The organism is Maricaulis maris MCS10 (genome assembly GCF_000014745.1).
Taxonomy (GTDB): Bacteria; Pseudomonadota; Alphaproteobacteria; order Caulobacterales; family Maricaulaceae; genus Maricaulis; species Maricaulis maris_A.
In genome coordinates, this window is the sequence record NC_008347.1 from 270,497 (window position 1) to 297,404 (window position 26,908).

Below are 26,908 nucleotides of genomic sequence, written 5' to 3' on the forward strand. Positions count from 1 at the left end.
AACTATGACCAAGACAATTCAGTCTTACTCGATCTGCGATGCGCGTCATCTGCAGAATAAAGCGGATGCGCTGAACAAGCGGTCCCTCCTCACGGGAACCATCCTGTCACGCCTTGGCCAACTCGGCGTTGCCGCAGTGCTGTCCGGAGCAATGATGGCCGCCGGAAGTGGCGACGCGCTCGGGCAGGCCGGGGGAGTCATTGTTCACCCTGACACCAATGCGAATTTGACCATCCAGGCGACTGAGGGCGGTCAGGTTCTCACCAGCAACTATCTGATCATCTATACCACATTGACCGCACTGACGGCCGCCAGTATTGGCACAACCATCGCGGACCCGACCAATCAGGGCGAAGCTGTCGAAGTGATCTCTGTCGTCGTCAACCCGACAACCGGTCTGGCGACATCCATGGTCGTGCGCCCGGTTGTGGGAGGGGCCAATCGGACCGTCACGACCTACCGTGACGCGAGTGCGGACTATGAGCCCGTCAGTGCAGGTTCGCCAGCAGGCACGACGCTGACCGCCCCCAATGCGGCTGTTGGGGATAGCAACCTGTTTTATAGTGTCTCGCGCGGCCGCACTGGGGCCGATGGCAATAATGGCGGCGGCATCGGTTTCCTGAGCTATCCCGCAGGGGATGGCGAGCCTGGCGGCAGTGTCCTGGTCCCTCACACAGCGGTTGCGGCCTTGTCACATGGCCCGGTCGAGGTGATCTCCGACGGCGTTGCCGGAGTTGTTATTGGCAGCCAGGGGGGATCCGGTGGTGACGGCGGCTATACTATCGGCATTGGCACCGTGGCCGGTCGAGGCGGTGCGGCCGGTAGCAGCGGAAATGTAACCGGGACCAATTTTGTGGATGTCGTCACGGGGCGAGATCCGGAATCGCTGGCTCAGCCCGCCTGTGCACCACGGGCAACTGTTAATGCCTGTGATCCGACAGGTGCCTACTCTCACGGTGTTCATGTCTTTAGCCGATCCGGTACTGCGGGTGAGGGTGGAGCCGGCATCATTCTTGGCTTCGGTGGTGCCGGGGGAAGCAATGATACGACCGCTGGAACAGCGAGCGGAACGAATTACGGCCAGGTGACAACCTGGGGTGAAGGCGCGATCGGTTTTCTGGTTCAGAGCGTTGGCGGGTCGGGTGGCGAGGGCGGCGGCAGCTATGGCCTCGTTTCATTGCCAGGAGGCGGGAGCTGGGCAGGCAATGCCGACAACGCTATCGGCACGAATTATGGGAATATACTGACGCATGGCGTTGGTGCCCATGGAATGTATGTCCAGAGTGTCGGCGGATCCGGCGGCGTCGGCGGTCTGGGTGTCGGCCTGGTCACGCTTGGAGATAGTGGCGGAGCTGGCGGGGACTCCGGTGCGGCGACAGCAATCAACCACGCTGACAACATCACCACTCATGGTGACTACGCAATTGGGGTCGGCGCCCAAAGCGTTGGCGGCGGCGGCGGTGATGGGTCAACCGCTGCCGGCTTGGTGGCATTGGGTGGTGATGGATCAACAGGCGGTGAAGTCACGCTTGGCTCCCTTGTTTTTGTTCATCAAGGCGCTGGGCGGATCGACACTTATGGTCGTGGCAGCCACGCGATCTTCGCGCAGAGCATCGGCGGCGGCGGAGGGAATGGAGGCATAGGCGGCGGTCTTGTCGGTCTTGGGGGTGATGGCAGTGCAGCGGGCGATGGCCGCGATGTCGAAGTCCAAACAGAAGCCGGAGCACAGATCCGCACGCGGGGCGAGTTCGCTTATGGCATTTTTGCCCAGAGTATCGGTGGCGGCGGTGGTGCAGGTGCTGTTGGTGCCGGCCTGATCGGGCTGGGTGGTGACGGTGCCGGCGGCGGAAGTGCCGGTAATGTCCTTGTGGTCAACAATGCCGAAATCACGACAGTCGGCCGTGAGGCTCGCGGACTCTTTGCCCAGAGCATTGGTGGTGGCGGTGGAGCCGCACACGCAGCCGGCGGGCTTATCGCTGTCGGTGGCAGCGGCGGCGGGGCCGGCAATGCCGGGGCCAATGTTGATGTTGAAAACTACAGCCTCATCTCGACACACGGCATTGGCGCGGATGCGGTCTTTGCCCAGTCCATTGGCGGGGGCGGTGGAGCTGGTTCTCCGACAGGTGGATTGGTCGCCATCGGGGGCGATGGCGGTAGCGGCGGGGATGCTGGCGAGGTCGACGTCCAAAATCACGGAAATCTGCATACTCGTGGGGATCGCGCGCGCGGTATCTTTGCCCAAAGTATCGGTGGCGGTGGCGGCAGCGGCGGCGATACGGGTGGCCTGATTGCCATTGGCGGCGATGCTGCGCCTGGAGGTAACGCCGTTATAAGTGATGGTGCCCTTGTCTATGTTCGCAATTCGGGTGCTATCGAGACTGAAGGTAACGTATCCAGCGCTATCCACGCGGCTTCGGTCGGCGGTGGCGGCGGTGATGGCGGCACGACCGGGGGCGTCTTCTTTACCATCGGTGGAGATGGTGCCGCAGGCGGTGATGGTGGGGACGTACGTGTTGATCATGCCAATAATCTGAGGACGAGCGGGAATGATTCCCATGGCATTTTCGCCGAGTCGGTCGGCGGTGGCGGCGGCAGTGGCGGATCCACTGTTTCGGTCAGCGCATTCATCGGTGTTGCGCTGGGCGGCGATGGCGATGTTGGCGGCGATGGCGGCGATGTAAGGGTCAATTTCCAGAGCCGAACCATTACTCTGGCCGGTGCACCGGTCGAAGTTGACCCGCTTATCGAGACGAGCGGCGACCGGTCGCGGGGCGTGTTTGCCCAGTCAGTCGGCGGTGGCGGCGGAGCCGGCGGTTTCTCTGTCCAGGTTGCGCTAGGATATATCGGGGCCTTGAGCATCTCTCTGGGCGGCGACGGCGCAGGCGGCGGCGACGGCGGCGAAGTGCTGATCTGTGAACCCGGCACTGCGAGTTCGGTGCTGTGCAGTGACGTCAATATCCGCACCAGCGGCGAGTTTTCGGAAGGTCTTCTGGCGCAATCTGTTGGCGGCGGGGGTGGCGCGGGTGGATTCGCCATCTCCTTCGCAGGCGCCGCAGGCGAGACGGCCGCCGGAGCGATTTCCATCGGACTTGGCGGTGATGGCGCCGGAGGTGGATCGGCCGAGCGCGTGTTTGTCGATCTTGGTGGCAGCATTGCCACGCTGGGTGACTTCTCAACCGGCATGATTGCCCAGTCGGTTGGCGGCGGTGGCGGCGCGGGTGGTTTCAGTGTCGCGGCTGGTGTTGCGGCAGCTGGAGTCGCGTCGGGGTCGATCACGGTTGGTCTGGGCGGAGACGGCGGCGCTGGTGGCGCTGGCCGTTCAGTCGATGCAACTTTCGACGGGACGATCTCGACCCGGGGTGATCATTCACTGGGCGCTGTTATTCAGTCCGTGGGTGGCGGCGGCGGCAATGCCGGATTCAATCTTTCGGTGCCGATCGGCCTGTCCAGCACGGTGGCCGGCGGTATCGGTGTCGGCCTCGGCGGCTCTGGCGGCAACGGCGGAAGTGGCGGCCTTGTGACGGGGACCATCGGCGGCCTGGTAACCACCAGCGGCGATTTTGCGTCTGGCGCCCTGATCCAGTCCGTCGGCGGCGGCGGTGGTAATGGCGGCTTCAATATCAGCGGATCGATCACGCTTGCCGGTGTCGCCGCGGGCGGCATTACGGTTGGACTGGGCGGGTCGGGCGGCCTTGGCGGCGCGGGCGGTGAAGTGATCGCCGCGGCGAGCAGTATTGCAACCTCGGGCGATTTCTCGAACGGATTTGTAGCCCAGAGCGTCGGTGGCGGCGGCGGCAACGGTAACTTCAACGTCTCGGGCAATATCGCAATTGGCGGGACAGTCGGCGGCGGAATTGCGGTCGGCCTTGGCGGTTCGGGCGAAGCCGCCGGCAGCGGCGACGTTGTCAATGCGACCCTCACCGGCGTAGCAGCCACCCGGGGTGACCAGTCCACGGCCATCTTTGCCCAAAGCCTCGGCGGCGGCGGTGGCAATGGCGGCATCAATGTCTCAGGCAATCTGGCATTCAGCGGCGCCGTTGCCGGCGCGATCGGTGTCGGCCTCGGCGGTTCCGGGGAAGGCGGCGGTTCGAGTGAAAGTGTCACGCTGACAGTCGTCGGATCAGCCCATACGGGGTATGTCGACGAGTTCGATGTCCGTCATGGTGATGAAAGCACAGCTATTTTTGTCCAAAGCCTCGGCGGCGGCGGCGGTAATGGCGGCATCAATGTGACTGGCGGAATTGTCGCCGCGAGTACAGGCGCAGGGACGCTCGGTTTCGGCCTCGGTGGTTCCGGCGGTGACGGCGGTAACGGCTGGACCGCAACGCTGGCACTGAATGCCGGTGTGGCAGATGACGACAATACGCTGATCGCAGCGACGACTGCAGGCGACCGGTCCGGCGCGATTGTCGTCCAGAGCCTTGGTGGTGGCGGCGGCAATGGCGGCCTCAATGTGGCCGGCTCTCTGGCGTTCGGAACGAGCTTCGCTGGCAATCTCGGAGTTGGAATTGGCGGAACCGGTGGCGATGGCGGTCACTCGAACCTGGCGATTGTCCCCGGCGTCCCGGTCACCTACATGGCCGATGCCGGCATCAACGGAGATGTCGTCACCCTGGGCAATGAATCGCGCGCGATCGTAATCCAGAGCGTCGGTGGCGGTGGCGGAAATGGTGCCGTCAACGTCGCTGGCGGCATTTCAGGCACGACGTCCGGCCTTTCGGGCAACATCCTTGTCGGCGTTGGCGGCTTCGGTAGTGACGGTGGCGATGGTGGCGCTGTAATTGGCACCATCAATTCAGATATTCAAACGGGACAATTCGCGCCGGGCACCACGACAACGATCTCGGGAGACGGCGCATCGGGTCTGACGATCCAGAGCCTTGGCGGCAGTGGTGGGATCGGGGGCGTCAATGTCACCGGAGGCATCTCTGTCGGTCTCGGGAGCGGCGGCACCGGAACCTTGGGTGTCGGTATTGGCGGTTTCGCAGGCGGCGGCGGGTCGGCTTCCACGGTGGACGGAACGTTCACGGGCAGCATTCTCACGCGGGGTGACGATGCCTACGGCGCGTTGCTGCAAAGTGTCGGCGGCGGCGGCGGCGCGGGTGGCGTCAATGTGACGGGAGCGGTCGCACTCAGCGCAGGAACCACGGGTTCAATCGGTTTCGGCCTCGGTGGCTTCGGGGGCGATGGCGGTCGGTCTGACCGCGTGACGGGCCATCTGAGCGGCAATGTCACCACCTTTGGCAATGATGCTTTCGGCGCCATGATTCAAAGCCTTGGCGGGGGCGGTGGCGTCGGTGCGGTCAATGTGACCGGAACACTGGCGGCGAGCCTGGGCGGCAGCAGTAATTCGGGCGCTCTGAGTATCGGCGTCGGTGGGTTCGGAGGAGATGGCTCACCGTCCGGTGATGTCGTGGCGACGGTAAACGGCACCTATTTGACGCACGGTCTGCGCTCGTCAGGCGTGATTGCGCAAAGTGTCGGCGGCGGCGGCGGCAATGGCGGTGTCAATGTCTCCGGAGCAATTCAGTTTGGCTTGGCCGATGGAGCTGCCGGCACTATCGGCGTCGGTGGTTTCGGTGGGGATGCAGCGTCGAGTGCTGGCAATGTCAATCTCGTGCGGAACGGCGATACAATCACCCGCGGTGCCGACTCGATTGGCGTGCTGGCGCAGAGCCTGGGCGGCGGAGGCGGCGCCGGGGGCGTCAACGCGTCGGCCGGCATTTCCGTTACCCTTGACGATGGCGCCAGCCTCGGCTTCGGCCTGGGTGGTTTCGGTGGCGACGGCGGCAGTGCCGGCAACGTAACCGCCAATATCCAGGGCAGTGTCATCTCGACTGGCGTGCTCAGCGATATCACGACGGATGATGAACCCGTCCTGATCACAGATTTCGGCGACTCCTACGGGCTGCTTGGCGAAGGTGGCAGGCGTCGCCTCGGCGGATCGCATGGTATTGTCGTTCAAAGCCAAGGCGGCGGTGGTGGCATCGGTGGCGTCAACGTCACCGGGCAACTGGCCATCGGCGGTGATAACGGGCGCGGTGTTTCGATCGGTATCGGTGGCTTCGGTGGCGATGGCGGTGACGCTGGCAGTGCCCACCTGACCTTCGGCAATGCCGACAATACCGTGTTTGCCCAAGGGGTTGGCGATGATCGCGCAGCCGTAATCGTCCAATCTGTCGGCGGAGGCGGAGGTGTCGGGGGGATCAATGTATCCGCTGGCATTACCACAACCGGCAATCTGATTGCCGGCATCGGCGGATTTGGTGGGGATGGCGGCCTAGGTGGCGCGGTCACAGCGGATATCAACGCTAACCTTCGCGCCGACGGTCGACGTGCGCGCGGCTTGCTTGCCCAGAGTGTCGGCGGCGGCGGCGGGTTCGGTGCCATCAATGTATCCGGCGGCATAAACGCGACCGGTTCTGCGAGCGTCAGCGATGATCCCTCCCTCGTCTTCGGTCTTGGCGGGTTCGGTGGCGACGGGAATCGAAGTGGCAATGTGGCTGTAAATTACAGCGGAAATGTCGCAGTTACCGGCGAAGATTCGATCGGCATGCTGGTCCAAAGCGTTGCCGGTGGTGGCGGCGATGGCGGCATTAATGTTCTGGGCAATCTGGCGCTGGGTGACGGCGAGGGCTTTGCCGCATCGATTGGTATTGGTGGTACCGGTGGCGATGGAGCCAATGCTGGAGATGTGACGTTCAACAGCACTGGCAATGTGTCGGTGGCGACGTCTGAGCCGATTGACGATGATACGCCCGAGTTTGATCCGAGGCGGACCAGCCATAATGCGGTCGGCGTGCTGGTCCAGAGCGTGGGCGGCGGCGGCGGAGCCGGTGGTGTGAATGTTACCGCCGCGCTGTCTCGCGCGGGGCAACCGATTGCCGTCGGCGTTGGTGGCTCCGGTGGTTCTGGCGGTGATGCGGGAGCTGTCCGGGTCGTGCGCGGGTACAGCGACCCTGGCGCAGCAGCGACAAGTACAACCGATGAAATTGCTCCCAGTGGTGCCACGCCCGGTTCGATCTGGACCGCCGGCGATGATGCGACCGGGTTGATTGCCCAGAGCGTCGGTGGCGGCGGTGGCAATGCCGGAATCAATGTGACCGTTTCGGGCGCAAAGCCCGGTGACAACAACCCCGTCACGGCACAATTCGTGATTGGTGGGAGTGGTGCTGGCGCGGGCGCTGGGTCCACGGTTGACGTTCACCATGCCGGAAACATCCTGACCACAGGCACGCAAAGTCGCGGCTTGGTAGCCCAGTCGATTGGCGGCGGCGGCGGTAATGCCAATATTAATCTGGGCCTCGGTTATGTGAAGGGCGCGAGCGCGCTGAACCTGTCTGTCGGCGGGGCCACGGGCGCTGCCGGTGGGGCAGGGGCGGTGACGGTGTCTCACTCTGGCGTGATCGCCACAGAGGGCGATGACTCCGATGGATTGACGGCTCAGAGCATTGGCGGTGGTGGCGGCAATACAGCCATGAATACTGCCATGGGTTTGGGTTCCAGCCGTCAACTGGACATTGCCATCGGCCGTTCTGGCGGAACGGGCGGCCTCGGCGGCTCGGTCACGGTTACTTCCGCGGGTACCATTCTCACTCAGGGTGACCGTTCGCGGGGAATCATCGCGCAAAGCATCGGAGGCGGCGGTGGCATCAGTGGCTCAATCGCAGTCGGTGCCGCAAGCGTGTCAGGCGCGGGAACCAGCCAGAGGTCCTACGGAGGCAAGCTTATTGTTGGCCTTGAAGGCGGCTCTGGTGCAGAAGCCAGCGACGTCGAGGTAACATCCTCAAGCACGATCTTGACGGCCGGCGCCGGGTCGCATGCGATCCATGCCCAAAGTCTCGGCGGCGGTGGCGGCGTTGGCGGAGTCGCGGTCAATACGCTGATTGGCCGTTCGGGCGCGCTGAACCTTGGCGTCGGTGGCTCTGGCGGGTCCGGTAACTTCGCCGGGAGAGTTGATGTCATATCGACCGGAAATCTGCAGACCGGCGGCGTCGCCGCGGACGGGATCCTGGCACAAAGCATCGGAGGCGGTGGCGGCACAGGTGGTTATGCGGCAACCATAGGCCTGCAATTCCTCGGTGCGGCCAAGAACGGTTCATCGACCTTGGGCGTCAATGTCGGCGGAAGAGGTGGCAATGCCTCTGATGGAGGCATCGTAACGGTCCTCAACCAAGGCCTCATCAGCACATTGGAGCGACGTTCATACGGCATTCGCGCGCAGTCGATCGGCGGCGGTGGCGGCGATGGCGGCATGGTCTTTAACGGTCGCATCCAGGGCAGTGGCGACAATATGGATGCCACGTTCAACGTCGGCGGCGAGGGTGCCGGAGGCGGGATCGGACAGGACGTCACCGTTACGAATGAAGGCGCGATCTATACCGGAGGCGACCAGTCTGCAGGCATCAGTGCCAACAGCATCGGTGGTGGCGGTGGCGATGGCGGCTTGCTGTTGAACGGCGATGTCGGGTCGACCGGCAGCAACAATATGAGCGGGCGTTTCACCGTCAATATCGGCGGCTCTGGCGGCATGGGCGGGGTGTCCGGGAATGTTGTGGTCAACAATACACCGACCGCGGCCGCAGATAGCGGACTCATCGTTACGAGAGGCCGTGAGGCCTACGGTATCCTTGCGCAAAGCATCGCCGGCGGCGGCGGCAATGGATCGTCCATCATTTCGCTGACGGCGCTCGGCGGTGACAATGACAGCGCCCAGCTCGGCCTGAATGTGGGCGGCAGCGGTGCCGACGCCAGCAGTGCCGGTACGGTCACGGTCAATAATGGTGGCCGGATCGACACCAGCGGGTTTGGCGCTCACGGCATTCTCGCCCAATCGATTGGCGGCGGTGGCGGCAATGGCGGCCTCGTCTTCTCCGGCAATGCTGTCTTGAACGCACGGTCGATCGCGAATGCCTATTCACCCTTCATCTCTGTCGGTGGTTCCGGCGGTGATGGCGGCGATGCCAATACGGTTTCTGTTATCAACACCGGTCACATCGTGACGCGCGGTGCAGGTGCCCACGGTATCTTGGCCCAGAGTATTGGTGGCGGCGGCGGTAGCGCGCAGATGGGCTTCGGCCTCTCCAACAATGTCGCATCGGTTGCCATGTCCAACAGTATCGCCGCGATAGCGGGTGCGACCGGCGGTGGCGATGGCGGACTGGGCGGTGATGTCATCGTCAACCATACCGGTGATATCACGACGCTTGGCGAAGGCTCCGTCGGTATCAAGGCGGAGAGCATCAATGGAGGCGGTGGCTCGCTGGGCTTTGACCTGACGGGTATTACAACGCTTCCAGGCCGACCGGCTGTTGTCGATAGCGTGTTCGGTTCCGATGCTTTCGGCGGTTCGCCGGGTGGAACTGCTGCGGACCCGCTGATCATGGTGCGGCTCGGCTCCATGGATTCAGGCGATATGAATCCCGGCTCGGTGACCCAGACCGGAAATGGCACTTTCGGCGCGGCTGGTGATCATAGCGTCGCTGAAATGGCCCAGTCTATTGGCGGCGGCGGCGGCACGCTTACTTTGGCGGGTGTCCTCGGAACTGAAGCGGTCTCAGCGGCCCCGGTAGCGGCCCAGGAGCAAGAGGGCAAGTTGGCTGCGGGACCTCTCCCGGGCATTGATCTCGGCCTGGTTCTCGGCTCGCTGAACGGTACCAACAACCATGGCGGCTCGATTGAATCCGCCCATGTCGGTGCCTTGCTGACCAATGGCGTCATGTCGCCCGCGCTTCTGCTGCAGTCGATCGGTGGCGGCGGCGGACGCGGCACGATTGATGTCACAGCACCGTCCGGAGCCTCGCTCAACCCGATCGATCTCGCACTGGGCTCCGTCAATGGCCAAGGCGAAACCGGGGGCGACGTCACGCGCACCCAAACGGGTTCAATCAGCACGACCGGAGCCTTTTCCGCAGCCAGCCTGATCCAGAGCATTGGCGGCGGCGGCGGTGTCGCAAACGTCCAGATCGACGCAGTGGACCAGTCCAATCTGCGGGCGCGGCCAAATCTGGGAAGTCTTGGCGGCACTGACCTTGGATCTGGCGATATTGTCAGCGGGCTTGCAGGCGATGTCTACACCACCGGTGACGCTGCCAGCGGCCTGGTGCTGCAATCAATCGGTGCTGGGGGCGGCGATGTCCGCATAGCCGGAGTTGACCGGGTTGGGGTGACCCTGGGCGGTCAGCTCGACGCGCATGGCGACGGTGGCGCGGTCACGTTGAGCCATGTCGGTCTGGTTCAGACAATGGGCAATCGCTCCCACGGTGTGATGCTGCAGTCGATCGGTGGAGGCGGTGGTGCCGTCACCACAAATGCCAGCGAAATTGAGTACCAGCTGATGTCGGATAACTCTGGCGCGGGCGGAAACATTCGCTTCACTCAGACTGGCAACATCATCACCGTTGGCGAAGGTTCATTCGGAATCATTGCGCAGAGCCTTGGCGGCGGTGGCGGCTGGGTCGATGGTGTATTTGCCGGCACGGCCGGTGGCGCCGGCAGCGGTGGCGAGATCACATTGACCGTTGACGGAGCCCTGCTTGCGACGGGCCTCGGTTCGACTGCCGTATTTGCGCAGAGTGACGGCGTTGACGGTGCTGGTAACATCAGCATCGCTCTGCTTGAGTTCGCGCGCGGTGGCAGCGGCCTCGGACAAGGCGCCTTTATCGACGGGGGCGCGAACAATACCTTGCTGACGACGACGTCTTTGTCCGCGGTGTCGACTTGGGCTGTCCGGTCGACCACGGGTAATGACGCGGTGGCCAATACCGGCCTTGTGGTCGGTAACCTGGATCTTGGCACGGGGGTCAACTCCTTCGACAACCTGGCCGGTTCGACTTTCATCGCCATCGACACAATCGATCTACGCGATGCCCCGGGCGAAACTCAGCTTTCAACCTCGGACCAGATCTTTGATGCCGCGGCTGAGCTTCCGGTCATACCGCCAGCGGACACGGCCGCGGAACCGGTGTCGGTCAATGGGGCGGAGGACCGGACGAATGCAGCTGACCCGATTGATGGACCGCTGGCATCCGAGCCTTCGCGTCCGGTTGTAAGCGATCTTTCCGATGCACCGGCACCGGCGCTGGTCTCCATTGACCAGGTTCTTGGCGGTGCTGGTCCGGCTGCGCTACCGGCGGGGCCGAACTCGCTTGGTGTGGCCCGTGCGGCGGCGTCCCGGCCCGAGTCGGCCACGCTCTCTGCCGCAGATGTATCGGGTGAAAGGCATACGCTGCAGGCCGCTCTGACGGCGTCGCCGCAGACTGGGACGGCAGCCCCGTCAGTAGCCGAGCATCCAGGGGATACCAAACGCCCGGTCCAGGCGGACCTGTCGGAGGTCTCGCAGCCGGCAATGGTCTCGTTGGCGTCTGTTGACGTGTCGGGCGGAAGCAAGCGTCCGGTTCAGGAGAGAGGCCTGTCCCTGCCGCCCACCGGTCCGGAATTTGAGCCGGCCCCCGGCACGGAACTGGCAGGCAAGCCAGGCGGTGTCCAGGTGATGGCGGTTCTCGATTTGGACGACATTCCGGCACCGAGTGAGCGGGAGCAGTCGGCCTTGTTGGCATCAGCAGATCCGATGAATGCCGCAACCTTCCGCAATTCGGGCACGTTCCTGATGGGATTGTCGGCTTCGGACGCTCCGATCGATCTGCTGAATGGTGAGCTGTTCGGTAACCTGGACGATCGGGATGATCCGGCGACGAACCTGTTTTACGGCGTACGTGTCATCAACACGGTCGAACTGGATGGTCATTTCGAGCAGACAGCCGATGGCCATATGGTCTTTGACGTGGCCTTCGGTCCTTATGCTTCGGACCGGGTCAATGTGACCGGACTGACGACGGTCGACGGTACCGGTGACATCACCCTGATCTGGCTCGAGAACACCGATCGGGTAACGCTGTTTGCGGCTGGTGAGGGCGGTGTCGATAATGGCTTGTCCTTCCGCGACACGCTGGCGATCGATTACTCGGTGGCGGCCGATGCGGCGGGCGTCCACCTGCTGATCGATACCGATTTCGGTCTGGCCAGCCTCAATGGCAATGGCCGGGCTCTCGGTGGTCATATGGACTCGGCTCTTCAGGCCGGCGGCTCAGCCGGCCTTGGTCGCTTGCTTGGGTTCTTGGGGAATCTGCAAAATGATCAGCTGGATACGTATGAGGCGGTCTTTGCGGAGCTCAATCCCGAGCCCCACACGGCGGTCATGCGGGGACAACTGACTGCGGCGAACAGCTTTGCCGATGATCTATTCAACTGCGGCTCTCCGGTCGCAAACGGCGGGGACGATTGTGTCTGGTCACGTCTGGAGATGACCGCGAGTAGCAGTGACGCCACGGTTGAGAGCCTGCCCACCGAAACGCAGGCGATGCGCTTTACCGGCGGGTTCGAACGACGCCTTGGCAATGACTGGTCGGTCGCGGCCGGTGTCAGTTTTGAGGACACCTCACCAATCCGCGTCGACGGCCAACGCGCCATGACCGAAAGTCAGGGTTTCTCTGTCGGTCTTGGTTTCGAGCGCAACCAGGCGACGGGTCCCTATTACGGGGGCTCGGTGTCGGGCGGCTGGTCCTGGCATGAGACCGAGCGGGTGGTAACCGTGTTCGAGGCCGGCGTCGGTACTTCGACACCTGAATCCGGGTATGCGCGGATCGGTGGACATATCGGCGACAGCTTCCGGAACGGCAGTTTCTTTGCCCGTCCGCAGGTCTCGGCCTCGCTGACCGCGCTCCATCATGACGGTCTGATTGAGGACGGTCTGGACGGTCTGGGCGTAGAGGTTCTCTCCGAGACAGAGTTGGTTGCGGCCATCAATCCGCAACTGACAGTGGGCCATATCTTCCGGGAGACCGAGGACATGATGGGCGTTGTTTCGCTGGCAGCCGGCGCACGGTTGATGTCGCAGGATAGTCTGGAACTGCCCATGCGTTTCCTGGGCGCCAACCCGCTCGCCGAGCCGGCGCTCATCGGAACCGTGCTCGATGACGTTGTCTACCAGATCGGTGCCCGGATTGAGATCGTCGGTGACGAACGGGGCAGCCTGTCGATTGGCTACGATGTCGAGTTCGGTGAGCAGACCGAGCACCGGCGCGCCGGTATCGACTTCCGCGTTCGCTTCTAGGACTTGACCTCTAGCCTGTACGAAAGGCGGCCGTCCGGAGACAATCCGGGCGGCCGCTTGCTTTTGGGGGCGGCGGGCAAGCTCGCTGCGGACAAGGGCGCCAGCGGAGGTTTTTCCAGACCGCTCCGCTTCAGTCTGACACCACCTCTTGGAGATCGAAGCGAACCTTCATGACGGGCAGCGCGATCTTTGCCTTCCAGAGACCAGCTCGCACCAAATTCCGTCCTCCCCCTTTGGTTTGGCGGCGTCCACGCCAAATAACTTCGCATTGTGCCCTTTTGGCGTTGCAATCAACTCTCCAGCCGTTAGAAGCGTGGTTAACAAAGCGTTGAGAATTCCACGAGCCTAGGGACAGGCGCGGAGGCAACTCAGCCTGGTTGGCGGTAAAGCGGTGCTTTGACACCGCGGTGTTGGGGACGAAATCCATGTTTGCTTTTCTTACGGGTCGGCCGATGGCTGCGGTCAATCGGGGTGTGCGGACAGATGCCAAGGCTGGCGCGCCGCGCCGTGTGTCCATGCTGCTGGCCGGGATCGCGCTGGGTTTTTCGGCGCCGGTTCACGCGGCTGATAATGCCAGTGTGAGCCGGGTTCAGCTTTTGATAGACCGTCAATGTACCGCCGCGTCTCCCACAGTTTTCGGTACGACTGTTGCATACACTGGCACTGTCGATGACTTGCCGGGAAACGCCAATGTCGGCGACATTGTCCAAATCTATCACCTGGATGGAAATAATTCTGTTGTTGCGCGAAATTCTGGTTACGCGGGCTCTCTGAATGCGCAGGTCGGAGTGCAAAGCGGTGCGAACGCCGCCACTTTGATGATCGCAACGCCGGCAACGCATCCCTATACCGCCGTGCTGTGGGACGCGACGACTGACACTTTCGCCTTCAACGCCGGCGACACGCTGGATGTTAACGCGCCGGAAGTGCTGGCCACCATGTCATTTGACATGAATGCGCTGGACGCTGATTGCCCGGGCGGCCCTGCGGCGGATACGACTCCGCCGCAGCTGGCGAGCATTGAGCGTAGTACCCCTGCGGATGAGTTCACAAGCTACGATTTTTTGGTCTGGCGGGTCACGTTTGACGAGGACGTTCAGGGGCTCGATACCAACGATTTCGCGATTTCTGGAACAACAGCCAGCATAGACACCGTAACCGCAGGATCAGGCGCATCAGAGTATTCGGTGAGAGCACGCGGTGGCGACCTCGCGACGCTGGACGGTGTGGTCAGCTTGTCGATCAGCGGCTCGGCGACCATCGAGGACACGGCCGGAAACAGCCTGACCAACACGGCTGCGACTGGCGCGACCGAGACTTATACGCTCGACAACACGGCGCCGACCGTGACCTTCACGAATGGCACACCTGACCCGGCCACGGGTGCTTTCCAGCTGACAGCGACCCTCTCGGAAGCGGTCGATCAATTCAGTACTGACGGCATAACCGTCGGCAATGGGACCCTCTCAAACATCGTGGCCGTCAGCGGGACGGTTTACACCGCGACTGTCACGCCAACCACGCGCACATTGGTTACAATTGACATGCCGTTTGGTTGGGCCGTCGACCTCGCTGGCAACATCAATTCCGCAGCCACACAGCTCGTCGTCGACGTGTCCATCGATACTACGCCGCCGACGGTGGCGCTAACGTCATCAGCGACCTCGCCGACCAATGCGCCGTTCACTGTCACCGCCACCTTCTCGGAAGATGTCACAGGTTTTGATGCCTCGGACCTCCAGGTCACGAACGGTGCGGCGTCCAATACCCAGATGGCCAGCGCCAGCGTCTACACCGCTACCGTTACGCCGGCGGCGGATGGCGATGTCGTCATCACCGTCCCGGCCGGCGCGGCGCAGGACGGCACGAGCAATGCCAGCCTGGCGGCAACGCCGGTGACGATAGTCTTCGACGCCACAGCCCCGACCGTGGCCATAGCGGCCAATGTTGGCCCAACAGTGGGCGGACCGTTCGAAGCTACTTTCACCTTCTCTGAAAGCGTTACCGGGTTTGCCGAGGGCGACATTACCGTCGGCAACGGCACAGCCTCCAACGTCAACGGCGTCAGCCAGAGTGTCTATACAGCGACGATCACACCGGCCGCTGATGGCCAGGTCACCATCGATGTCGCCGCACAGGCGGCCTTCGACCTGGCCGGTAATTTCAGTACAGCTGCTGCACAATTCACCATCACCAAGGTGTCCGATGCAATTCCGCCAGATGTGGTGCTGAGCACCAGCGCCACCGATCCGGTGTCGGGCGCATTCGCCATCACCGCAACCTTCTCGGAAGATGTGACGGGCTTTGAGCTCGCCGATCTGGTCGTCGGCAATGGCGTGGCGTCGAATTTCAGTGCAGTCAGTGCCAGCGTTTATACAGCAGACATCACGCCTACGACCGACGGTGCGGTGACTGTGGACGTCGCGACCGGTGCCGCCAATGATGGCGCCGGCAATCCCAGCACGGCGGCCGCACAATTCTCGATCAGTTCCGACGCGACGCCACCGGGTCTGGCGATCAGCCTTCCAGGTGCCACTGTCGAGGGCACGTTCACCGCGACTTTCACCTTCTCTGAAGGCGTCACCGGGTTCGAGTTGAGCGATATCACGGTCACCAACGGTGCGGCCTCGGCGCTGACCCCGGGCGCAACCGGTGTCTACACGGCCACCATCACCCCCGAAACAGTCGGCGCGCTGACGGTTTCAGTGGCCGAGGGGGCGGCGCAGGACTCGGCCGGCAACGGGTCGGCAGCTGACAGTGCCAGCGTTGAAGTGGTTTTCCCGGCGGTGGATGTTGATCTCGACCTGGGCTCGACAGTCCTTGATCCCAACAGCGTCACGACGACCGTGACGCTGTCGAATCCGGGCAGCCTGGCGGTCGATTTCGTTGCTTCTGTTGATGTGCCCTGGGCTGACGTGACGCCTTCAAGCGGGACGATCCCGGCATCAGGAAGTATTCAATTCACCGTTGGCCTCAACGCCGAGGCAGACGGACTCGATCCGGGCGACTATTCCGGCACGGTGACGGTCACGACGGCCGCGCCGGCAGGCCAAGCAGCCCAAGCGTCGCGCGGGCCGGCATCGGCTGGCTCCACCGTCCTGGCCAATATTCCGGTCACCGCCTCAATCGCAGCACGCTTTGGTTCGCTTCAGGTCGTTGCCACCACGCCGGGCGGGACCCATGGCGACGAAACATTCACCTATGCCTCCAGCGACGCCGATCTGGGTGGTCTGAGTCTGACCACATCTGGTGGTGCGGCTAGCTCGGCCCCGATCCAGAAGATCTTCGGCACCTACGACCTCGCCCAGAGCCTGCCGCAGGGCTGGGCGCTCGAGAGCCTGACCTGCGCCGGCGACACCGATGGCGGTTCCGTGATCGACCTGGCAGCCGGTTCGGTGGATATCGACCTGGATCCGTCCGAGACCATTGTGTGCACATTCGCCAACACTCGCGATGCAGACGCAGTCCGTCTGGCGACCTTGCGGGCGATCAACAACTACATGGTTCGCCGCGCTGACCGTATCCTGACCGGTGCTCCGGACCTGTCCACTCGCCTGCGAGACCGGACTGCGACGACGCCAGGTCGTTTCTCGGCTGATGTCGATGGTGCCAATGTCACCATGAATTTTGCTGGCAGCCTGTCGGGCCTGCGCAACCACGCCAAGGCCAATGAGCGCCAAGTGCCTGACGGTCCGCAGCTGGCGGAGTCGGGCGCGGCCCGCTTCGACGCCTGGTTCTCTGCAAGTTATGATGCGCTGGATGATGACAGGGCGGGCGACCAGGCCGACAGCCGGTTTGGTCTGTTCCAGCTGGGCGCGGACTGGCTTGTGGCCGACAATGCGTTGGTCGGCATCATGGTCCAGATCGATCAGATGAGCGAGACTGCAGACAATCCGGTCGAGGCCGCGGGTGCAGTCAGCGGCGCGGAGATAGACGGGACGGGCTGGATGGCCGGCCCCTATGCCGTCTGGGAATTCGCCCCGGGTACCACGCTGGATGTCCTCGCCATGTGGGGCCGGTCGGAGAACACCATCAATCCACTTGGCTTCTACGAGGATGAGTTCGAAACGACGCGTTACATGATTCGCGCAAACCTCACCGGGGAGTGGTCTGCGCCGCGTTCCGACGCTGGCCAGCTCAAAGTCCGTCCGGGCATTTCCTGGGCGCATTATGAAGAGACGCAGGATGGATATACCGACAGCCTGGCGATCGCGATCCCGGAGCAGACAATCTCGGTCGGACGGCTGGAAGCCGGGCCGGAGATCGCCTATCGAATGGATGGCCAGCGGCCGGGCAGCTGGTGGGAGCCAACTGCAGCTGTCAGAGCCGTCTGGGACTATGATGGTGCCGATCTGATGGATGAAACCGGGCGCAGCATTGATGATGGCCAGCTTCGCGCTGATGCCTCATTGGGGCTGCGAGGACAGTGGGCCAATGGTGCTCATGTGTCGGCGCAAGCGCGCTTCTCGGGCCTCGGGAACAATGACTTCAGCGCCAATGGCGTGAGGGTCGAATTGCGAATGCCATTCTAGGGTCCGGCTTTCGCAAGGAAGCTTGTCCAGGCTGAAGCCTTTGGACGGTCGTGTCAGATTAAACGCGGGTTAAGTGCGATCGCTTGATTTCGAAGCGTCGTCCGACGCGTAACCTGCTCAAGTATTGCAAGAGTTCTCCAGAGGTCATTCGCCTGACGGTGATGATGTATGTCCGCTTTCCGCAGTCGTTGCGGAACGTGGAAGATCTCCTCTGTGAGCGAGGCATCATCATCACGCACGAGACGGTCCGGTTCTGGTGGAACCGGTCCGCCGCCCTGGCCGAATGGCCCCAACTCGCCGCCTGAATCAAGGTCGGTGGACGATTTCGGAGACCGCTCCGCTTCAGTCTGACACCACCTCTTGGAGAGATTGAAATGCGCCTGAGACGGCACCGGCGACCGTTATGGCGGTGTCCGTCGGCGGTGCGGATTGTGGGCGTGTGCACGATGAGGGTCGGGTTGGACTCTCCATTGCACGTGCCGTTCTGCCGGATTGTCCCGGGCCATCGGATTGGGTGAGGCCCGGTTGCAGGAGGTGCGGAGCTTCCCTGTCACGACAGGGCTTTCCTCGTTGGTGGCAAGGTCGCAGGGTCCCCGAAGTTCGCGCGTAAATACAAAGTGGTTAGTCCAATTTTTCCGATTTAATATACCAGTTGAATATACCGAATCTGAAAAATGGCCTAGTAAAATGGTTGACAGAACCGGATTCTTGATCCCCAATCGGACTATAAAAACCTAAGGGGAGTGAATATGTTTGAATTACGAGGGGAGCGTCGTCTGTCGCGCTCCAGGTTGACCCGTGCTCTGATGTTGAGCTGTGCGGTCACAGCATTTTCGGCGCCGGCTTTCGCGCAGAATGATGAAGTCGAAGACGTCGTCGTCATCCAGGGGATTCGGCAGACCATCCAGGACTCGATCGAGACCAAGCGCAATTCCGACACGGTCGTTGAAGCACTGTCTTCCGACGACATCGGCGACCTGCCGGCCCTGTCGATTGGTGAGGCGCTGGAAACCTTGACCAGTGCGGCCTCCCATATCGAACAGGGTGGCGCGACCGAGATTTCCATCCGAGGCCTCGGCCCTTATCTTGGCTCGACTGTCATTAATGGCCGGGAAGCGGCCAATGGCAGTGGCGACCGTTCAGTCAATTTCAGCCAGTTTCCATCGGAATTGTTCAACTCCCTTGCCGTTTACAAGACGCAGGAAGCGAGCTTCATCGAAGGTGGCGTGTCGGGTCAGATTTCGCTCTCGACCCTTCGTCCCATTGATTACGGCCGTAGCCGGATCCAGCTGGAGCTGAAGGGGAATTACAATCCGGACAATTCGGATCTGAACATCAGTGAGCGGGGCATCGGTCACCGGGCGACGCTCAGCTTCGTCGACAGTTGGGAGACCGGCGCTGGCGAGTTCGGCCTGTCCTTCGGTTATCAGAACAACCGCTCGACCAATCCCGAACAGGAAGCGCGCACGACCAGTTCATTCCGTGATTGCCGCAATGTTGTCTCCGGAGATCCCAACAGCGATAATTTCGGCGTAGACAGCCTCGGTGACCCGGATCAGAACTGCGATAGCGGCGGTGGCGATCTTGTGCTTGAGGTCGATCCCGCAACCGGTGTTGCGCCGGACGCGAACACCCCCTTCGTCTTTGTTCCGAGCCAGCGCCATTTCCGCCAGAACATTACGGATGATGCGCGTGACTCGATTTTCTTTGCGGCCCAGTGGCAGCCGAACGCGCGCTGGGACATCAATGTCGATTACCAGCAGTCCGATCGCGAATTCACTGAACTGCGCAGTGACCTGACGATCGACGGCAACTCGGTCCTGAACGTCGGTGAAAGCGGCGAAATCGTCCCGTTGTCCGTGAGCCCGACCGGCGCTTTTCTGGGTGGCACGACCTATGACGGCGCAGAAGTCAGCTCGCACTATATGGAGCGCATCGAGGAATACACCGGCTATGGATTGCAAGCCGAATACCAGCTGACCGACGATCTGACGATTTCGGCCGACTATTCGTATTCGGAAACGATGCGGCGCGAGAACATCATCCAGTCACGCTTGCGCAGTGACACGGACGGTGACTCCGGTTCAGAGGATGTTTTCGTCGGAATTATCGTCGAGGACGATGCGCAACGGTTTGTCTTCGGGGACTTTGATGTCACCGATCCGGCAAACTTTGACGTCGGCCCCCGTACCCGGGAAGACCTCAACCAGTTCCGCAACAACAGCATCGAAGCCTTCCGGGCCGACTTCGACTATCTGTGGGACAACGGGTTCATCACCAATGTTCGCGGTGGTGTCCGGCATTCAACGCTGGAATATGATTCCGTGCCTCGCGTGCGCCGCGAGAGCGATGGCAGCCCGCTCTCTGTGGGTGATGGTGCGGCGGCAAGCGCGGCCTGCATGAACACTGTCTTCCCGGAAGATGACTTCCTTGCGGACGTCGTGGATGGCCCGCTGATCACGAATGTCGACAGTGCCGGGAATGTCATCGCCAACGGCACCGGTAACTCCTATGTGACTTTCGACCCGCTGTGCCTTGCCGAGGCCATCCTGGGTCGTGCACCGAGTATCCCGGATGCGAGCGATGTCTTTTTGACCTCGGCTGAAATGGGTACCGGTCAAAACCCGCTCCAGATTGTCGATGTTGCGGAAGAAACGATCGCTGCCTATCTGCAGGCCGACTTTACCGGAGAAATGGGTGAGCTGCCCGTGCGCGGTAATTTTGGTGTTCGTGTGGTGGATACGGAAGTCACGTCGAACGGGTATCGCGGTTCGCTGACGATTGACCGCGACGGGGCCAATGTCATCACCGGCATCGGCGTCGACAACAGCAATCTCGTCGAGATCACGGCCAATCACAGCTATACCGAGGTTCTGCCGAGCGCGAACCTGGTTGTGGAGCTGCGCGATGACGTGCTGTTGCGCGGTGGCATCTACCGTGCGCTGTCGCGTCCGGACCCGTCCGATCTGGGTGTGGGGCGCAGCTTCTCGAGCAGCATCGACAATGACGGCGGGTCGACCGACGTGGCCGATGTCATCGCCCAGGTCACCGGCTTCGGAAACCCGGAGCTCGACCCTCTGATGTCGTGGAATTATGACGCGGCGCTCGAATGGTATCCCAATGAGGACACCATTCTGGCCTTCGGGGTCTACTACAAGAGCTTCAATGGTGGTTTCACAAACGTCGGGCAGGTGGAGACTTTCACCGTCGACGGCCAGGACCTCCAGGCTGTTGTCACGACCCAGTCGGTAGACAGCGAGGAGAGCACGATTTCAGGCTTTGAAATCTCGGCAGCGCACGCCTTCAGCTACCTGCCGGGTGCCTGGAGCGGTCTCGGCTTCCGGGTCGGATACAACTACGCCGACTCTGATTTCGAGTTCGAAGATGCCGTCTTTGGTGCGTCGACGATCATCGCCGCCGATGGCACCGAGATCGAACGGGTCGGAATCGTGGCGCCAGCCAATGTCCCCGGCCTGTCGGAGCATGTCGCATCGGCGCAGCTGTACTACAGCATCGGGGATCTCGATCTGCAGGGTGTCTACAAATATCGTAGTGGCTACTTCCAGCAGTTCATCTCGACGCCGGGCAATCTGCGCTACATCGACGAACGCGGCATCTACGAAGCCCGCGCCTCGTATCAGGTCAATGATGCGGTGCGTGTCAGCGTTGAGGCGATCAATATCTTTGACGAGCCGCGGGTCCAGTACAATCCGACCCTCGACAACTTCGCTGAAGTCAATGTCTACGGACCCCGTATCTACTTCGGAGTGCGGGGGCGGTTCTAATCGACCGTCGTGACTTTGCGGACTTCCCCCTTGCCCTCAAGGGGACTGTGGCGCCTCCTGGTGCCCGGCTTAGCCGGGCGCCAGCGGGGCGCCGCTTCATTCGCGGGTATGGCCTGGAAAATTTGTAGTCCAATTACGATAATGCTATGATTTTCAGGTGGTCCGAGCGATCGGGCCGAATCTTGAGAATGGTCAGAAACGGCATCAAACAAAATGACAACAGATAAGCGCCTGTACAACCAGATCGCCCGCCGCATCATCGCCCTGATTGATGATGGCAAATTCCCTCCGGGAAGCCGCTTGCCAGGTGAGCGGGATCTCGCGGTACAGCTGGGCGTCAGTCGGGTGACCGTGCGCGAGGCGCAGATCGCTTTGCAGGCGCAGGGGCGGATCGAGGTGCGGACCGGTTCCGGCGCAAAAGTATTGCCGGCGGCCCCTTCCAATGACGCGTTGCCAACAATCGAGGCCTTCGAATTGACCCAGGCGCGGACGCTGATCGAAAGCGAAGCGGCCGCCCTGGCAGCGACGATGATCAATGATGACGAGCTGGCACAACTCGACCTGTTGGTGTCGAAAATGTCAGATGACAGCGAGAATGACGAAGCGTTGCATCAGGACGCGGACCGTGAATTTCACCTGACGATCGCGCGGGCCTCAAAGAATGCCGCGATCATCGACATGATCGAGCGTTTGTGGCGCTTTCGCACCGAAATTGATGAAATTCGCAATGCCTATGACTCCATCTGCGGCATTTCCCCGGAGATGCGACTGTCAGAGCATCGCGATATTGCCCTTGCGCTGCGGGCGCGGGATCCGGACCAGGCCCGGGCGGCCATGCGTCGGCACTTTGCCTGCATCGTCGAGGCGATGCTCAGCACAGCCGAGCAGAGGGCCATCGAAGAAGCCCGGCGCCGCACCAGCGAGGCGCGTGAGCGCTATCTTGGGAACGGTGAAAGCGCCCCGCAAAATGCTTAGGCCAATTGCCTAGGCCATTTTGAACAAATTGGACTGTGAAACCTCTTGTCCGCTTGATCGCGGGTGGTTATGCTCCCTCTTGAAGCTTCATCAATAGAAGCAAAGCGGAGGAAGTATGACCCGGACCCGACCCCAGTCTTCGTGGCTGTTGCGCAGCGCTGTGCTCCTTTTGGCGGCCTTGGCCTGGCAACCGGCCTCCGCATCCGCGACCGACTACCTCGTCAATGATCAGCAGGCCTATGAGGCCGCGCTGGACCGGGTTGAGCCGGGCGACCGGATTGTGCTCGCAGACGGTGTCTGGGAGGACTTCGAAATCGTGTTTGAGGCGACCGGCACGGCCCAAGCACCGATCTACCTGATGGCGCAGACGCCGGGGCAGGTCATTCTCACTGGTCAGTCCAATTTGCGGATTGGTGGCTCGCACCTCGTCGTGTGGGGGCTGACCTTCCGTGACGGTCATTCGCCGACAAGCGAAGTGATTGCCTTCCGGCGCGACAGCCGGACGCTGGCAAATCATACCCGCCTGGTGGAAACCGTGATCGAGGACTTCAACCAGCCGGACCGCGAAATGCAGGATTCCTGGGTTGTCGTCTATGGGCAGAACAATCGCATCGACCGGAACGCCTTTGTCGGCAAGACCAACCGGGGTCCGACCATGGTGGTGCGCCTCAATTCCGAGGGCAGCCAGAACAACAACCATGTGATTGAAAACAATTATTTCGGGCCGCGCCCGCCACTCGGCGGGAATGGCGGCGAAACCCTGCGAATTGGCGTCAGCCAGTACTCACGAATACATTCGGGCACCATCGTCCGGCGGAATTATTTTGATCGTTGCGATGGCGAGGTCGAAATCATCTCGATCAAGTCCGAAGGCAATCTGATCACGGAGAACGTGTTCTACGAATCGCGCGGGTCCGTAGTCTTCCGCCATGGCGGGCGCAACGAAGTGTCGCGGAATGTATTCTTCGGGAACGGGGTTTCCGATACCGGTGGCATCCGCGTCATCAATGATAATCAGGTGGTGCGCGACAATTATCTGGAAGGTTTGCGTGGTCGCAAATTCCTCGGCGCCCTGGTGGTGATGAATGGCGTGCCGAATTCACCGGAGAACCGATACCATCAGGTTGATGGCGCGGTGATCAGCCAGAACAGCTTCGTTGACGTGCTCGAGCTGGGCTTCGCTGTTGGCAGCGATGAAGAGCGCAGCGCGCCGCCTATCAACAGCGAAATGACGCGCAATATCCTGCTGTCAGACGAGCAGGAGCCCGTCGCCATTTTCGACGATGTGTCCGGTATCCGGTTTGCTGACAATGTCGCCAACAATCGTCGTTTCGACGTGATTGGCTCCACTGCCCTGGCCGACTTCACCCTGTCCCGCCACGAAAACGGGCTCGTCTATATGCAAAGCGATGCGCTGGACGGTCCGGTCGGTGCGCCGCTCGACCTTCAGCCGATCGCCCGCAGCCAGACCGGGCCACGCTATTACGACAAGCCGGCCCAGACCCGACAGGACGGCGCTGCTGTCGAGGTCGAGGCCGATGAGGCGGCCCTGTTGCAGGCAATTGCCGAAGCTGAGCACGGGGATATCATTCGACTGGGAGGTGGTGACATTGCGCTTTCCGGACCAATCCTGGTCGATCAGGCCATTGCCATCGAGGGCAGTGACGACACCCGGTTGATCGCATCGCCGGGTGGTCTGTTCCGTCTGCTTGCCGGCGGCGAGCTGACGCTTCGCGGCCTCACCCTGCGCCAGGAAAGTGCCGAGACGGCACTGATCCATGGCGCCGGAGACCGGTACCGAGGCGCTTACCGACTTCACCTCGAGGACGTCAGCCTCGAGGCCGGCACCACGGGCGCCGTTGCCCCCTTGCTCGCTGCTGACAGCACAACATTTGCCCAGCTTGTCACCCTGACCGGACTGCAGGTCACCAACTGGCCGGGTGCGATCATCGAACTGAGTGGGGACGGGCTTGACGGCTGGTACCTGGCCGATGAAATCCGCATTGAGGACAGTTCGTTCCGCACAATCGGTGGTCCATTGGTCCGGTTTGGCCGCGAAGGCCGCGATGAGAGCACCTTTGGTCCGCGCTTCAGCCTGACAGGCTCGACGCTGGCAGGGGTGGCCGAGGACGGTGCGGCGATCGCACTGAACGGAATCGACCAACTGCACCTGACAGGCAATCAGATCGCCGAGACGGGCACCTTCCAGATCCGCCGTCGTGTGCTGGGTTGGCCGTTCGAGATCGGCGGCAATGACGTCGATGCCCAGGCCAGCTTGAACCTCCTCGGTGTCGATGGTGAGGCGCTGGATGCAAGCCTCTCGGGTGACAGCCAATGATCCGGATTGTCGGACTGGTCGCTGCCGCCTTGCTGGCAACGACCTCCTGCGCGTCGGCGCAGCCAAACCTGATCCTCACGGGCGAGGGCGTTGAAGCCTTCCGTGAAGCGGGGGCGCTGCCGCCACTGATGCAACGGGCCCTGGACGCCGCAACGCGACGGGTGGAGGCCAGCATCCAGGCCGGCCCGATTGTCCCGGAGCCTGTCGATCCCGGTGGCGGTTATTCGCACGAGCGCCACAAGGAAAACTACAAGATCATCCACGATGCCGGCTTGCTCTTTCAGCTTACCGGAGAGCGGCGCTATCTCGAGCATGCCGAGACCTACCTGCTGGCCTATGCGGACATGTATGGTGACCTGCCATTGCACCCTGAGCGTCGCAACCAGGCGCCGGGCCGGTTGTTCTGGCAAAGCCTGAACGAAGCTGTCTGGCTGGTCTATTCGATCCAGGGCTATGACGCGATCCGAGCTGAACTCTCTGATGCGTCGCGCGATCGCATCGAGGCGGCCCTGTTCCGTCCCATGGCAGAATTCCTGTCGACAGAGTCGCCGCAGACTTTCCAACGCATCCACAATCACGGCACCTGGGCCGCTGCAGCCGTCGGCATGACCGGCTATGCGCTGGACGATCCTGCGCTTGTAGAGCGTGCGCTGTTTGGGCTCGAGCTCGACGGTGAGGCAGGCTTTTTGGCCCAGCTCGACCAGCTTTTTTCACCGGACGGGTACTACACTGAGGGCCCCTATTATCAACGCTACGCACTCATGCCGTTCGTGTTGTTCGGACAGGCGGTGCAGAATAACGAGCCCGAGCGGGGCATATTCGAGCATCGCGACGGCATTTTGCTCGAAGCCATCCTTTCGACCATCCACCAGAGCTATGCGGGCCGTTTCTTTCCGATCAATGATGCGATCCGGGAAAAGGGTCTCGACACGGTTGAGGTCGTCTACGGGGTCGCGGCCGCCTACTCCCTGACGGGAGATACCGGTCTGCTGTCGATTGCCGATCAGCAGGGCGCGACGGTTCTGACCGGCGACGGGCTGGCCGTGGCGACCGACCTTGATGCCGGAATGGCCTCTCCCTTTGCCTTTGACACACGACTGCTTCGCGATGGCCCTGACGGAAATCAGGGCGGCCTTGCCATCCTGCGCATGGGCGCGGGAGAGCTCGCGCAGACGCTTGTGGCCAAGCACACCGGTCAGGGCATGGGGCACGGGCATTTCGACAAGCTGTCGCTCATTCTCTACGACGGCGGACAGGAGATCCTGACCGATTATGGCGCCGCCCGCTTCTTGAATGTCCCCTCCAAGGATGGTGGACGTTATCTGCCGGAGAACAGCAGCTGGGCCCGCCAGACCATTGCCCACAATACCGTGGTCCTGAACGAGACCAGCCATCATGGCGGTGACTGGCGTCGCGCTCAGGAGAGCTGGCCGAGCATTGCCCTGTTCGAGCAGCGCGATGGCGTCAATGTGGTTTCGGCGAGTATCTCAGATGCCTATCCGGATGCGACGCTGACCCGAACCACTTTCCAGCTGCAGAGTGAAAACACCGCCAGTCCGCTCATCCTGGACGTCTTTGACGTTGTTGCCGACGAGCCGTCGCAAATTGACCTGCCCACCTATTTCGCTGGCCAGCTGACGGATTTCGATATCGCGTTTGAACGCTTCGGAAGTCAGCAAACGGCGCTGGGGGCGGGCAATGGCTATCAGCATTTGTGGGTGGAAGCCCAAAGCGAGATTGCGGCCGATCGGGCACGCTTCACCTGGCTGACGGAAAACCGGTTCTACACCTATCATGCCCTGGTCAGCGAGCCGTTCGAGGCTCGAATTGTCAGAACCGGCGCGAACGATCCCGATTTCAATCTCCGGACCCAACAGGGCATCCTGTTGCGTGTTCCCAGCGCGGAATCAGCCCGTTTCATTTCGGTGTTCGAACCGCATGGTCGATACGACCCGGCCCAGGAAATCACGGTCGCGAGCGAGAGCGGCATTGACGAGATCCGTTCCGTTGAAGGCGAGACCGCCACGCTCATCCAGATCGTTTTCAACTCAGGTCAACGCCTCAGCGTTGGCCTGGCTCATGATCTCCATGCCGGAGCTCACACGATAAACGCCGACGGCCATCGTTACGAATGGACCGGGGCTTACAACATATTTGGGGAGTGAAT

At 61.9% G+C, this 26,908-nt stretch carries 6 protein-coding genes and 1 pseudogene; all 7 read left to right on the forward strand.

Annotated features, from left to right (window positions below; all coding sequences use genetic code 11):
• Positions 1-4: 4 nt before the first annotated feature.
• The gene (locus MMAR10_RS01295) at positions 5-13,111 is read left to right on the forward strand and encodes an outer membrane autotransporter (RefSeq protein WP_011642190.1); all 13,107 of its coding nucleotides are present in this window, start codon (positions 5-7) and stop codon (positions 13,109-13,111) included.
• Positions 13,112-13,536: 425 nt separating this feature from the next.
• Complete coding sequence (locus MMAR10_RS16995; protein ID WP_190273944.1) at positions 13,537-17,643, forward strand: Ig-like domain-containing protein; 4,107 nt, start codon at positions 13,537-13,539, stop codon at positions 17,641-17,643.
• 113 nt (positions 17,644-17,756) lie between these two features.
• Positions 17,757-17,900, forward strand: a pseudogene (locus MMAR10_RS17130) (IS6 family transposase); the annotation flags it as partial.
• Positions 17,901-18,392: 492 nt separating this feature from the next.
• Entirely contained in the window at positions 18,393-21,428 is a 3,036-nt protein-coding gene (locus MMAR10_RS01310; RefSeq protein ID WP_011642193.1) for a TonB-dependent receptor, read from the forward strand.
• A gap of 213 nt (positions 21,429-21,641) precedes the next feature.
• Positions 21,642-22,403: a FadR/GntR family transcriptional regulator gene (locus MMAR10_RS01315; RefSeq protein WP_011642194.1), complete on the forward strand. Its 762-nt coding sequence runs from the start codon at positions 21,642-21,644 to the stop codon at positions 22,401-22,403.
• 115 nt (positions 22,404-22,518) lie between these two features.
• On the forward strand, positions 22,519-24,741 hold the full coding sequence (locus tag MMAR10_RS01320; protein ID WP_011642195.1) for a polysaccharide lyase 6 family protein: 2,223 nt from the start codon (positions 22,519-22,521) through the stop codon (positions 24,739-24,741).
• Entirely contained in the window at positions 24,738-26,906 is a 2,169-nt protein-coding gene (locus tag MMAR10_RS01325) for an alginate lyase family protein (protein ID WP_011642196.1), read from the forward strand. The genes MMAR10_RS01320 and MMAR10_RS01325 overlap by 4 nt, the downstream gene beginning before the upstream one ends.
• The last annotated feature ends 2 nt before the right edge of the window (positions 26,907-26,908 follow it).

Excerpts from the sequence above, each read along its gene's own strand:
- MMAR10_RS01295 (WP_011642190.1), top strand. The coding sequence starts at position 5 with ATGACCAAGACAATTCAGTCTTACTCGATCTGCGATGCGCGTCATCTG.
- MMAR10_RS16995 (WP_190273944.1), top strand. The coding sequence starts at position 13,537 with ATGTTTGCTTTTCTTACGGGTCGGCCGATGGCTGCGGTCAATCGGGGT.
- MMAR10_RS01310 (WP_011642193.1), top strand. The coding sequence starts at position 18,393 with ATGTTTGAATTACGAGGGGAGCGTCGTCTGTCGCGCTCCAGGTTGACC.
- MMAR10_RS01315 (WP_011642194.1), top strand. The coding sequence starts at position 21,642 with ATGACAACAGATAAGCGCCTGTACAACCAGATCGCCCGCCGCATCATC.
- MMAR10_RS01320 (WP_011642195.1), top strand. The coding sequence starts at position 22,519 with ATGACCCGGACCCGACCCCAGTCTTCGTGGCTGTTGCGCAGCGCTGTG.
- MMAR10_RS01325 (WP_011642196.1), top strand. The coding sequence starts at position 24,738 with ATGATCCGGATTGTCGGACTGGTCGCTGCCGCCTTGCTGGCAACGACC.